Genomic DNA, 13014 nt, shown 5'->3' with positions numbered 1-13014 from the left:
ATTCTATCTTAGGGGGTAATTTAAGGGAGGATGAACTCAAAACATTTGGCGGTGGTATGATGTTTTCTGCATTGAAAAGGTTACTCATCGGTCAGCCTTTGAAATCAGCCGAATTAGGGGAGCAAAAGCTGAACAAAACAAAGGCGCTAGCGATCCTGTCTTCTGACGCTCTATCATCAGTCGCATACGGACCTGAACAGATACTGATTGTGCTTATCACCATAAGCACCGCGGCTCTTTGGTACTCGGTACCGATCGGCGTGGGTGTTCTCATTCTATTATTGGCTCTCATTTTGTCTTATCGGCAAATTATTTTCGCCTATCCCCATGGGGGTGGGGCCTATGTCGTTTCGAAGGAAAATTTGGGTGTGAACGCAGGCCTTCTCGCAGGAGGATCCTTGCTGGTGGATTACATCCTCACGGTGGCGGTCAGCATATCGGCGGGGACCGATGCGATTACGTCTGCCTTCCCGTCGCTCCACCCCTACAATGTGGATATTGCTACTTTGCTCGTTGTCGCCATAACAATTTTGAATCTAAGAGGAATTACCGAATCTGCCTCCATCTTGGCCTATCCTGTCTATTTATTTATTTTGGCGCTGATTATTTTAATCTGTGTAGGCTTGTATAAAGGGGTGACAGGCACAGTTACACCTGAGATGCATGCTCCAATAGGGACGCCGGTTGCCGGGATTACCCTGTTCTTGTTATTGAAAGCTTTCGCATCGGGCAGCTCGGCCTTAACAGGTGTGGAAGCAATTTCGAACGCGATTCCGAACTTTAAAGACCCGGGACCGAAGAATGCCTCCAAAACCTTAGCGGCCATGGGATTGCTGCTTGCCATTTTGTTCTCGGGCATCGTGTATTTGGCTTATGCCTACGGCATTGCCCCTAAAGCGGAGGAAACCGTCGTCTCGCAGATCGCCTCTCAAACCTTTGGGAGAAATTACATGTACTATTTCATCCAAGGCACGACCGCGTTGATCCTTGTGCTTGCCGCGAATACCGGGTACTCGGCTTTTCCTTTACTCGCCGTTAATTTGGCCAGGGACAAATATATCGCTAGAATGTTCACGATCCGAGGGGATCGATTAGGGTATTCGAACGGGATTATTTTTCTGGCAATTATGTCGATCATTCTGATCATTGCGTTTAAAGGGCGAACAGAGCATCTTATTCCACTATATGCTGTGGGTGTATTTATTCCCTTTACACTTGCGCAAACAGGGATGCTGGTCAAATGGGTGCGCGAAAAGCCCAAGGGCTGGATTGTTAAACTGACGATCAATTTGATTGGCGCTTTGATTAGCTTCACCGTCATGCTGATCTTTTTTATCACGAAGCTGGGGCAGGTATGGCCGGTATTTATTTTCCTCCCCTTGATTGTTTATACGTTCCATAAAATCAAAAAGCACTACGAGGCCGTGAGTGAACAGCTGCGGATCACGACATGTGAGCCTTCTATCCCGATCAAGGGGAATGTGATGATCGTACCTGTCGCGGGAATTACCCATGTCGTGGAAAATTCCATGAATTACGCGAAATCGCTGGCGCCAGACCAGATTATTGCGGTGTATGTGGCCTTTGATCGGGAGGCGGAGAAGCAGTTCCAAGAGAAATGGGAGTGTTGGCAGCCGGATGTGCGGTTAGTCACCCTGCATTCTCACTATCGTAGCATTATTCAGCCGTTGACGAAGTTCATCGATACCGTAGAGCATAAGGCAAACGAGTCGAATTTCCGGGTAACCGTCTTGATCCCCCAGTTTATACCGAAACGAAACTGGCAGCACATACTCCATAATCAGTCCAGCTTGCTGATCCGCGCGTTCCTGCTGTACAGGCGGGATCTCATTGTGACGACGGTACCGTATCATTTGAAAAAGTAGTTGTTCCTAAACGTACAGGAATTGGCGGTATTACGCCATTTCTGTACGTTTTTTGTATGTCAGGCTTCCCTACATCGTAGGACTCCCCGTTTCGATTCTTTTCCCAAGGTGGTGCTCTCTTTGCACCCTCCGGATGAACGCTTGAAGCTCCTGTTCGGTTTCACATACCGCCGCGTGTTCTAACCAAAGGAAAAATCTTTTTTTACATATGGCGGAAGCATGCAGCGGAAAGGTATCTCTTGATTTGACAACATACAGGCCAGAGGGAACACTCTTCCAAGGTGCTGTGAAATTCATGCGAATAGACAGTCTGGAGCGCTTCTCCCAGTCCTGTTCTTTTTGTTTATTTCGTATGGACCTGTACATGTTCATGATCACGTAGTGCTCCGACATTTCGGTCCAATTGGCATAACCCGCTCGCTGTGCTTTTTGAATAATGTCTGACTTCTCCTTGGAGAACCAGTACCCGACAATAACAGGGAAACGGTTAGCCTCTTCTAACCATAAGACACCGAACCACTCGTAAGTTAAGGGGATCGGATTTAACATTTGGGGGATTAACCCTAAATAATAACGGGGAGCGGAAACCATCGTCATTTCTCCTTTGCACGTAAGACCTACAGCAATAATGTGTGTGTTTTGCTCCTTAATTGTAAGGCTGAGAGGAATAAAAATGGGGTAAAGAAACGTGGGGAAACCCATAAAAAAACGATAAAAATGGCGTAAATAGAAGAAAACCGAAGATTGAATAGCGAAAATTCATGTATGAATTATTTGAAAGCGTATCCATTCTTCTATACGGCAAAAAGAAGGCCACGGCACGTTTTACAAGGCGGATCTCCAAGGCGTAAGATTCAGAGCATCAAATGAGGAGAGTGAATCTACACATGGTTCCCGAATGCAAGATTACCCGAATTGAATGCTATCGCTTTGATGATGAGTTATCCGACAAACTTCTGCCTGGACACGGCCGCGACTGCCATTGCGGCATGGTTTCCATCTCAACAAGCCTGGGTACAAGCGGTTTAGGAGATTATGAAATTCCGTGCGTCAATCTGAAGGGAGACTTCGTTCAATGGGCTGTTGTCTTTCAGAAGCTCAAAGGGCTTTCCCTTGAGGATGGTTTGCACTATGTCCGTCAGAAAAAAGAGGCATGGGGAGAAGTACGGACTCATGTGATCGAGTCGGCATTAACAGACCTGTCAGAGAAGCTTCAACATAAATCGATAGGCAACAAAGAATTGGATGTTCTATCGAATCGTTCTTATATCTTTGACCATTCAGAGGCTTATGTTTCTTTCTAACCATGCGCATTTTTATGGTTTTTTTATATGCAGGCTAAGGATTCTTTACCTCATTTTTATACCGTTCGGCGTTACAATGAGTCAGGAAAGGAAGCGATGAAAGCCATGCAAAGCGATTTGCTGCTAATAGCTGCGCCAACCAAGGCAGGCGAGGACTTTATGAAACACATTAGGTTGCATGGTTTTCCTTATGTTGCATTAACGAACAACAAGATGGAAAAACTCAAGCTAGAAGGGCAGGGAGTAAAAAGAATCATCCAGGTGGATACGTCATTACCGGGATCCACCCATATTCCCGATTATCCGATCGGGGGCATTATTCTGTTCGAAGAAAGTTTGACGCTATGCTGCCGCTACATTCAGATATGCCGCAGTTGGACGTCAGGACCGGTGTATGTGATTACCCAAAGTGTAAATCCAAGATTGATTTATAAAGGGCTAGGCGCTGACTATGTTATTTATTCCAAAAACGGTGATGTGAAGTTCCTTCTATCATCTCTATTACAAACCAATAAATTAGGATCTGTCTGAGTGTGGAGGAGGTGCGCGATGTACAACGATGTAACAATGGTCTTATTAATGGCATTAACCTTTGTGGGGTTTTGGGGATTTATGAAATTTTGCGAAAAAGCGTAGGCAGGATGATGCTTTCAATGCGAGTTTTTGAATGAAAACTTATAGGAGGCAACCAAATGATTGTCATTGGACTAATTGCGCTAGCGATCATGGTGTATCTCGGTTTTGTTTTAGTGAAGCCGGAGAAATTTTAATGGATAAATCAGAACTTATGTAAAGCAGGGGGAGAACCTACTATGGGTATGGGATTGTTGCAAGTAGTCATCACGCTGGTGATTATCATGCTTTTGGTGAAGCCGGTGGGCAGCTACTTGGTGAAAGTGTTTGGTTATGAAAAGAGTGGCTTGGATCGTGTGTTCGGCCCCTTCGAGCGTGTGTCCTATCGCCTAATGGGTGTTAAAGAAGAGGAAGCGATGGGCTGGAAGAAGTACTTAGGAGCTGTATTAATCGTCAACTTTGTCATGATGATCCTTATGTACGCGGTATTTCGGCTTCAAAGTTTTTTACCGCTTAATCCCGATGGGCTAGGTAATGTATCACCAACAATCGCTTTTAATACGGCTATTTCTTTTATTACAAACACGAACTGGCAAGCATACAGCGGTGAAAATACACTGTCCTATCTCTCACAGATGGTAGGGCTAACGTTTCCGATGTTTACGTCGGCGGCAACCGGTTTCGCCGTAGCTGTAGCTTTTATCCGCGGATTAGTTGGCCGTCAAGACAATCTCGGAAACTTTTACGTAGATATGACAAGGGCGATTACTCGCGTATTTCTGCCGCTTAGCTTCATTGTTGCTTTAGTTCTAGTTTTTCAAGGTGTGCCTCAAACCTTGCTGGGCGCTGTTCAAGCGACAACAATTGAAGGGGCAGAACAAACGATTACTCGCGGTTTAGTTGCTTCTTTCGAATCAATTAAACATATCGGCACCAACGGTGGCGGATGGTTCGGGACGAATGCTGCGCATCCCTTTGAAAATCCAACGCCATTTACGAATATGATCCATATCATTTGTATGATGCTGCTGCCTACTTCACTCGTCTACGCATTCGGATTAATGATCAAAAACAAAAAGCAAGGCTGGACCGTCTTCGCTGCTATGGGAATCATCTTCCTAGTCATGCTTTCCACGGTGTTCTACGCGGAGTATAAAGGGATTTCTGCCGTAGATGCGCTTGGTGTACATGGCAATATGGAAGGCAAGGAAGTTCGATTCGGATTATCCGAAACGGCGCTTTTCACAACCGTTACTACAGCAGCTACAACAGGCTCTGTTAATGCGATGCATGAATCGCTTACACCGCTGGGAAGCATTGTTCCTTTTGCGGAAATGATGTTAAATAACGTGTTTGGAGGCAAAGGGGTCGGCTTATTAAACGGACTGCTTTATCTGATCTTGTCCGTATTCATTTGCGGACTAATGGTTGGACGTACACCAGAATTTATGGGCAAAAAAATTGATGGCAAAGAAGTGAAGCTGGCTGCGATCGCGATTCTGACGCATCCGCTCATTATTTTGGCACCGACAGCTTGGGCGTTGATTCGTCCTGAATCGGTCACGTCCATAGCGAATCAAGGGATGCATGGCCTGTCTGAAGTTCTGTATGCTTTTACCTCCGGTGCAGCCAATAACGGATCTGCCTTTGGCGGTTTGAGCGCTGGAACGAACTTTTATGCGATGAGCATTGGTCTTGTCATGCTGGTTGGACGATATATTTCCATTATCGCCATGCTCGCAATAGCAGGCTCACTTGCTACTAAGCGTGTTGTGCCCGTTACAACAGGTACGCTTCGGACGAATACACCATTATTTATGGGGATTTTAATCATGATTATTTTAGTTATCGGTGCTCTAACGTTCTTCCCGGCGCTGGCATTGGGGCCGATTGCTGAACATTTGGCAGCGCGTTAAGGATAGACGTAATAGAGAGGGAGGATTTACATGGCTGTGGAACGTAAAAAAACTTTATCAAAAGAAATTGTCAATCAAGCTATCGTGGATTCATTCAAGAAACTGAATCCAGCGGTAATGATTAAAAATCCGGTGATGTTCGTGGTTGAGGTAGGAACCGTCATTACCTTGCTGCTATCCCTTGTACCTGATCTATTCGGCTCGACGGAAGTAGGCAGGGCTTATAATATCGCGGTCTTCCTGATTCTGCTCTTTACACTGCTTTTCGCTAACTTTGCGGAAGCACTGGCGGAAGGGCGCGGTAAGGCTCAGGCAGATTCCCTGCGGAAAACGAAGTCCGATACGAAAGCTCGTCTGGTTCAAAAGGACGGCTCTTATAAGGAAGTGTCTTCTACGACACTACGTAAGGGTGATATCGTTCGTATTGAAATCGGTGAGATCATTCCTTCCGATGGGGAAATTATTGAAGGCTTGGCTTCCATTGACGAATCCGCCATTACTGGTGAATCGGCGCCTGTTATTAAGGAAGCGGGAGGCGACTTCTCGTCCGTAACCGGCGGTACACGGGTAGCATCCGACTATATCGTTGTCAAAGTGACGACTGATCCAGGCGAATCTTTCTTAGACCGTATGATTGCACTCGTTGAAGGCGCGAAACGGCAAAAAACGCCGAATGAAATTGCTTTAACAACACTGCTTGCTGTATTAACGCTGATCTTCTTGATCGTCATTATGACCATGGTGCCAATGGCCCAATATTTAAATGTAAAACTGGAGATTTCCACACTTATTGCGCTGCTGGTCTGTCTGATTCCCACAACCATCGGCGGTCTCTTATCCGCGATCGGTATCGCAGGTATGGACCGTGTAACGCAGTTTAACGTGCTTGCGATGTCCGGTAAAGCGGTTGAAGCCGCAGGCGACATCGATACGATGATTTTAGATAAAACGGGAACCATCACCTTCGGGAATCGTATGGCGTCTGAATTCGTTCCTGTAAGTGGCGTGACAGCCAAAGACATCACGTTTGCTTCTCTTCAAGCTTCGGTCAAAGATGAAACACCGGAAGGGCGCTCCATTGTTGAGCTTGCCAATAAACTTGGCGAATCCTGGCAAACAAATGCTTATGAAGGTGCGGAAGTTGTCGAGTTCACGGCTGAGACACGTATGTCGGGGCTTAATCTCGTAGGAGGCTCTAAAGTACGTAAGGGCGCTGTTGACGCGATCAAAAAATATGTAACAGCTTTAGGCGGTAAAATCCCTAATGATCTGGAGACCATTACGAACCGGATTGCTAAGGCTGGAGGCACTCCGCTTGCTGTAGCGATTAATGAGCGAATTTACGGTGTTATTTACCTCAAAGATACCGTAAAACCGGGCTTGAAGGAGCGGTTTGCCGAGCTGCGCTCGATGGGGATCAAAACGGTCATGTGTACGGGCGATAACCCGCTGACAGCTGCAACAATTGCTCTTGAAGCCGGTGTAGATGAGTTTATTGCAGAGGCGAAACCGGAAGATAAAATCGCTGCCATTAAAAAGGAACAGCAAGAAGGCAAGCTCGTAGCGATGACAGGCGACGGGACGAATGATGCTCCTGCTCTGGCGCAAGCGGATGTAGGTTTGGCGATGAATTCAGGCACCATGGCGGCGAAGGAAGCCGCTAACATGATCGATCTGGACTCGGATCCAACCAAACTGCTTTCCGTTATTTCCATTGGGAAGCAGCTGCTGATCACGCGTGGAGCTTTAACGACCTTCTCCATCGCGAATGATATCGCCAAGTATTTCGCGATCATTCCAGCGATGTTTATCCTGGCGATGCCGCAGCTGCAGGCCTTGAATATTATGAATCTGGCCTCGCCGGAATCGGCTATTTTATCCGCTTTAATTTTCAATGCCATCATCATTCCGCTGCTGATTCCAATTGCGATGAAGGGCGTTAAGTATCGCGCAATGTCAGCGGATCGCTTATTGTCGCGCAATGTGCTGCTGTATGGGATTGGCGGGGTCATCGTACCGTTCATCGGGATTAAAATCATCGATATGATACTTCACGGATTAAATATCGTTTAAAGAGAAAGAGAAACGAGGAGATAGCGTCATGAAATCGGTTTTTATAGCAATTCGTGTATCTATATTGTTCATGATCGTTTGCGGGCTCATTTATCCGCTGGTTACGACCGGCGTGGCTCAAGTCTTATTCCCCAAGCAAGCGGATGGCAGCCTGATTGAATCCGACGGAACGGTAATCGGGTCGGAATTGCTGGCTCAGAGCTTCGAGTCCCCTAAGCTGTTCCACCCAAGGGAATCTACGGCGAAGTATGATCCCAAAGCTTCTTCCGGTTCCAACATGGCGGTAGCTTCAAGCGATTATGCAGCGGCATTGGCAGAAAAGATAGATGCTTTGAAAAAGGAAAATCCTAGCCTAACCGACATTCCAGCTGATTTAGTCACGCTGTCCGGCTCCGGCTTTGATCCGGATTTGTCACCGGAAGGGGCCAAAGCCCAAGTGCCTAGAATTAGTAAAGAAACAGGAATTGCGGAGAACGTGCTTAACGGTCTCGTTGATCAGTTTACAAAAACCAGACAGCTCGGTTTTCTCGGTGAGCCAAGGGTGAATGTAACAGAACTGAATATAGAGCTGCTTAAACAAGTGAAGTTGTAAGGGGCTGACAACCACTCTCGATAGGTCGAGAGTGGTTTCTGCGTCATTTTGAGGAGAAAGGAGAGGATGCTGGATTGGATGGTTTTAAAAGGAAAACGCCGGAAGAAATTCTATTATCCATCTCCAAATTGCATCGCGGGAGTTTGAAAATCTATATTGGCGCAGTCAGCGGCTCAGGAAAGACGTACCATATGCTGCGGGAAGGGCATAATCTCAGGCAGCAGGGGATTGATGTGGTCATCTGCGCGGTATCTACGCTCCAAAGGCCAGAAACCGTGGAACAATTAGGAGATTTGGAAAGAGTACCGAGCATTCATTGGATGAAGGACGGCACCGAGCAAAAGGATTTAAATCTGGACGCTTTAATGGAGAGAAATCCGGAAGTTGTGCTTGTAGACGGGCTGGCTCATCTGAATCGGCCGGATGCCCGTTTTCCTACGCGCCTGGATGATATCAAGTATCTGCTAGCTAACAATATTAGTGTGATAACCACTGTGAATGTGTATGAGCTGGCAGCCGCGATGGAAGTCGCACATAAGTTGACGGGGATTGAAGTGGGGCACTGTGTGCCCGCAGATACGCTGGAGCTGGCCGATGAGGTTCGCTTAATTGATGCAACGCCAGAAATGATTCTGAATCGACTGGAAGAAGGGCATCTCAAGGGAAATAAAGACACCGCTTTATTCAAAAGAGGCAACTTAGGCGTATTAAGAGAATTAGCCTTGCGTCTCGTTGCAGAGGACGTTAACGATTCGCTGGAAGCGCATCGCGAACAGATGGGGATTCTGGGGCCTTCAGGCGCCACAGAGCGCATCCTGGTAACCGCCCAATATCATTGGAACGGTTCCATTTATGTGCGGCGAGGCCAACAGATCGCGAAGCGGTTGAACGGTGATCTTCATGTTGTGACACTGCGTAAGTTCAATAAACCGCTTTCGAAGGAAGCCTCTGCTTTTCGCAGGTCGATTATGAAGCTTGTCGAGAAAGTCGGCGGCAAGTTCGAGGAGCTTCCGCTAAGATTTCGCCGTTGTATTCCTAAAGCCTTGGTTGATTATGCCATCCATCATAAAGTAACCCGTATTGTCTTGGGGCATTCCAAACAAACCAAGTGGCAAACCTTTTGGCAAGGATCTGTGATCAATGGCATTTTAAAAAGAGTTAAGAATATCGATGTGTTCCTGGTTGCTGATCGTGCCGCACGGGATGGGGAGCGCATTCTTCCTGCCCACATGCAGGTATCGAAGGAGCCGTACAAATATAAGCGTCTGAGCAGGCAAGAGGTTCAAGCCAAGATCGAGAAAATCAAACGGGGAAGGTTCAAAGTGTATATTGGCGCCGCCCCGGGTGTAGGGAAAACATATACCATGCTGCGGGAGGGCAATGATTTGCTCAAGAAGGGCATCGATGTGAAGGTCGGGCTGCTCGAAACGCATGGGAGAAAAGAGACGGTTGAGCAGATCGGGGAACTAGCCATTATGCCTCGGGCGGAAATTGCCTATCAAGGCGTAAGGCTTGAGGAGATGGATACGGAAGCCATTATTAAGGCGCGGCCTGAAGTCATTTTAGTTGATGAATTAGCCCATTCGAATGTCCCCGGCAGTAAACACAAAAAAAGATACGAAGATGTGCTGGAACTTTTGGAAGCAGGCATATCCGTCATCGCTACGGTTAACGTTCAGCACTTGGAAAGCTTAAACGATGCCGTCGAGCAAATTACCGGAATCCGGGTTCGCGAAACGGTGCCTGACAGCATTCTTCGGGCGGCCGATGAAGTGCAATTAATCGACGTGGCTCCTGAAGCTTTACAGCTTCGCATGAGGGAAGGCAAGATTTATGCGATGATCAAAGTGGATCAAGCGTTGAACAACTTTTTTAAAACGGGTAATCTGATTGCTCTACGCGAACTGGCTTTACGTGAAATTGCTGATGATGTAGATGAACGTCTGGAATCTATGGAGCGCAAGAACTCCCTTCGAGGCCCATGGCGGAGAAAAGAGGTTATTTACGTCTGCATCACGGAGATATCACAAGCGGACCGCCTCATTCGCCGGGGATTTCGAATCGCACACCGGCTGAAAGCAGCTTGGTACGTAAGTTTTATTGCAGTGGGGAGTGGCGAGCAATGGAAGCTTAAGCTGGAAACGCTGGAGAAGCTGACGGTTAGGCTTGGGGGCGAGTTTGTGTATCAAGAAGTGATGACCCGTAAAGCCATCCCGGCTATGTTTGCCTCTCAAGCAAGTGTGGCGGGGGCCACGCAAATCATTGTGTGGAAAGACGCTACAGTGAAGAAACTGCTGCCGCTTGCTTCCCAAATGGATGTGCTCATTGTCGCCGATTACGATCTATGGCAATCCGCAGAAAATAAGGTAAAATGAGAGCATGATGAATAAAACAAATAGTTGGATCAGATGGAAATCCTACGTGATGACAGCTCTTTTTATTGCTGTGGTCACTTTATTTTTAAAAGCTTTTAGCGACTTTTTAGGCTTGGTGAATGTCTCTCTTTTCTATCTGCTTCCCGTTCTTTTTAGTGCTGTGCGTTGGGGAAGGGGGCCTTCCTTTTTTGCAGCGGCAATCGGCGTATTATCTTTAGATTTCTTATTTGTCCCTCCTGTATTTAGCCTTACAGTTGCGGATTTGCGTTATTTGATCTCATTTATTGTCTTTATATCGGTTGCTGCTCTCACGGCGAGCTTGGCTTCGAAGCTTCGCAATCAGATTCATCAAGCTCAGCAGAGTGAAGCCAGTACGGCTGCCCTGTATGCGTTAAGCCGTAAAATTACGGCCATTTCCGATTTAGAAGGACTTCTTAATCAGATTGTACAGCATGTTTCCGAAGCATTAAGCGCAAGAGCTGCTATTCTATTACCCAATCCATTGGGTGAACAGCAAGTAGGGGCCTATTCCAAGGATGGGATGGAATGGGTGACAGATGAATCCCACTTGTCTATCGCGGCGTGGGTTTACAATCATCATGCGAGCGCGGGGCGTGGCACACACTCGTTGAGGGAGTCCTCAACACTCTATGTCCCGCTTGAAACAGATCATCAAGTTCACGGCGTATTAGCTGTGTATGTCGGTGAGCGGCCGTTAACGGAGATGCCGGAGCTAATTCGCTTCATAGAAGCACTCTCGGATCTGGTGGCTGTTGCGATTTCCCGCGTCAAGCTGGCGAATGAAGCGAAGGTGGCGCAATTGACTGCCGAGTCTGAGAAGCTGCGAACGGCGCTGCTTGACTCGCTCTCTCATGAGCTGCGCACACCGCTAGCTACCATCATAGGCTCTGTGACGGGGCTGTTAGAAAGCGAAGCTGTATTTAGTCCTGAAGACCGGCGTGAGCTGCTGCTAACGATTCGTGAAGGGTCAACAAGGATGAATAGGCTAGTAGGGAATTTGCTCGGCATGGTTCGAATTGAAAGCGGCATGCTGCGGTTGAATAAGATGTGGTGCGGGATCGAGGATATTGTCGGAGTCGCGCTCGCTCAGCTGAAGGATGCTTTGCAGCATAGGAAGGTGAGCATTCGGCTTGCTCCGGAGCTACCTTCCGTCCCGTTGGATGATGTGCTGATCGAGCAGGTGCTGATTAATGTGATCAGCAATGCCATCAAGTATTCGCCGGAGGGCAGCGAAATTGTGATCGAAGCGGCGCAGCGCCGGGAAACGCTTGAATTGACCATCAGGGATGAGGGAGCGGGCATCGCGGCAGAGGACTTGGATCGGATTTTTGAAAAGTTTTATCGGGGACAATTAACGAAACATATCCCCGGTACCGGACTCGGGCTTGCGATCTGTAAAAGCATCGTGGAAGCCCATGGCGGGCAGATCGTAGCCCAAAGAAATGAGCCCAAAGGAACGGCTATTCATATCAGTTTGCCGTTACAATTCGCTGAGAAACAGGGGGATGAGCATGACAGCAACCGGGGCGAAAATTTTAATTATTGATGATGAGGCGCAAATTCGCAAGCTGCTAAGAGTAACGTTAAACGCGCATGGCTTCGATGTAACGGAAGCAGCAACGGGCCAAGAGGGTTTATTGCAGGCCACGATGGTTCGGCCGGATCTCATCGTGTTGGACCTCGGATTACCCGATATGACAGGGATGGACGTGCTGCAGCATATTCGTGAATGGTCGCAGGTCCCGATCATTATTCTTACCGCGCAAGACCAGGAGCAGGATAAAGTGGCTGCCTTGGACCGAGGGGCCGATGATTATGTGACTAAGCCCTTTGGCATGGGCGAGTTTATGGCACGTATGCGGGTTGCTCTGCGCCATATCGCGAAGACGCAAGATGAACCTGTGTTGAAATTAGGGGATCTGGTGATTGATTTATCCCAACGAATCGTTGAACTCCATGGAGAGAAGCTCAAATTGACGCCTACGGAATATGATTTGCTAAAAGTGCTGGCCCTCAACAACGGTCGCGTAATGACGCATCGCCAATTGCTCAAGCAAGTATGGGGCGGTTCGCAGTATGAATCCGACAGCCAATACCTACGGGTATACGTCGGCCATTTGAGGAAGAAAATCGAAGAAGATTCGACAAGACCCCGTTATATTTTGACGGAGCCGGGGATTGGTTACCGTTTTGCTTGGCAGGAATAACACCTTCTTGTATAGCCTTACATCACTTGTGGGAAATTAACGCAAATGAAAGCGACACAGGGGGTAA

General features: G+C 47.5%; 11 protein-coding genes. 10 read left to right on the top strand and 1 reads right to left on the bottom strand.

The window, feature by feature from the left end; all coding sequences use genetic code 11:
- Positions 1 to 59: 59 nt before the first annotated feature.
- Positions 60 to 1886: an APC family permease gene (locus AC3WTJ_RS35255; RefSeq protein ID WP_492526284.1), complete on the top strand. Its 1827-nt coding sequence runs from the start codon at positions 60 to 62 to the stop codon at positions 1884 to 1886.
- Between the two features lie 69 nt (positions 1887 to 1955).
- On the opposite strand, the gene AC3WTJ_RS35250 is transcribed toward AC3WTJ_RS35255, so the two are convergent.
- Positions 1956 to 2477, bottom strand: a complete 522-nt coding sequence (locus tag AC3WTJ_RS35250) for a hypothetical protein (protein ID WP_492526231.1) — start codon at positions 2475 to 2477, stop codon at positions 1956 to 1958.
- Positions 2478 to 2773: 296 nt separating this feature from the next.
- Here AC3WTJ_RS35250 and AC3WTJ_RS35245 point away from each other — a divergent pair, with 296 nt between their 5' ends.
- From AC3WTJ_RS35245 to AC3WTJ_RS35205, 9 genes are all read left to right on the top strand, one after another.
- A complete protein-coding gene (locus AC3WTJ_RS35245; protein WP_492526229.1) occupies positions 2774 to 3190 on the top strand; it encodes a hypothetical protein in 417 nt (138 codons plus the stop codon).
- Positions 3191 to 3286: 96 nt separating this feature from the next.
- Complete coding sequence (locus AC3WTJ_RS35240; protein ID WP_492526227.1) at positions 3287 to 3721, top strand: hypothetical protein; 435 nt, start codon at positions 3287 to 3289, stop codon at positions 3719 to 3721.
- A gap of 161 nt (positions 3722 to 3882) precedes the next feature.
- Positions 3883 to 3960 carry a potassium-transporting ATPase subunit F gene (locus AC3WTJ_RS35235; protein ID WP_379171775.1) on the top strand — a complete coding sequence of 26 codons (78 nt, stop codon included), beginning with the start codon at positions 3883 to 3885 and terminating at the stop codon, positions 3958 to 3960.
- A gap of 48 nt (positions 3961 to 4008) precedes the next feature.
- Positions 4009 to 5679 carry a potassium-transporting ATPase subunit KdpA gene (gene kdpA, locus AC3WTJ_RS35230; RefSeq protein WP_492526282.1) on the top strand — a complete coding sequence of 557 codons (1671 nt, stop codon included), beginning with the start codon at positions 4009 to 4011 and terminating at the stop codon, positions 5677 to 5679.
- 30 nt (positions 5680 to 5709) lie between these two features.
- Complete coding sequence (kdpB, locus tag AC3WTJ_RS35225; RefSeq protein WP_492526225.1) at positions 5710 to 7752, top strand: potassium-transporting ATPase subunit KdpB; 2043 nt, start codon at positions 5710 to 5712, stop codon at positions 7750 to 7752.
- Between the two features lie 28 nt (positions 7753 to 7780).
- A complete protein-coding gene (gene kdpC, locus AC3WTJ_RS35220) occupies positions 7781 to 8344 on the top strand; it encodes a potassium-transporting ATPase subunit KdpC (protein ID WP_492526223.1) in 564 nt (187 codons plus the stop codon).
- 74 nt (positions 8345 to 8418) lie between these two features.
- A complete protein-coding gene (locus AC3WTJ_RS35215; RefSeq protein ID WP_492526221.1) occupies positions 8419 to 10719 on the top strand; it encodes a histidine kinase in 2301 nt (766 codons plus the stop codon).
- 4 nt (positions 10720 to 10723) lie between these two features.
- Positions 10724 to 12286, top strand: coding sequence for an ATP-binding protein (locus AC3WTJ_RS35210; RefSeq protein WP_492526219.1), 1563 nt, complete (start codon positions 10724 to 10726; stop codon positions 12284 to 12286).
- The gene (locus AC3WTJ_RS35205; protein WP_492526217.1) at positions 12252 to 12947 is read left to right on the top strand and encodes a response regulator; all 696 of its coding nucleotides are present in this window, start codon (positions 12252 to 12254) and stop codon (positions 12945 to 12947) included. The genes AC3WTJ_RS35210 and AC3WTJ_RS35205 overlap by 35 nt, the downstream gene beginning before the upstream one ends.
- The last annotated feature ends 67 nt before the right edge of the window (positions 12948 to 13014 follow it).

This window comes from Paenibacillus sp. FW101-FHT12H11, from assembly GCF_058790355.1.
The sequence above is the reverse complement of the archived record's forward strand: the minus strand, read 5'-3'. Positions and strand labels throughout refer to the sequence as shown.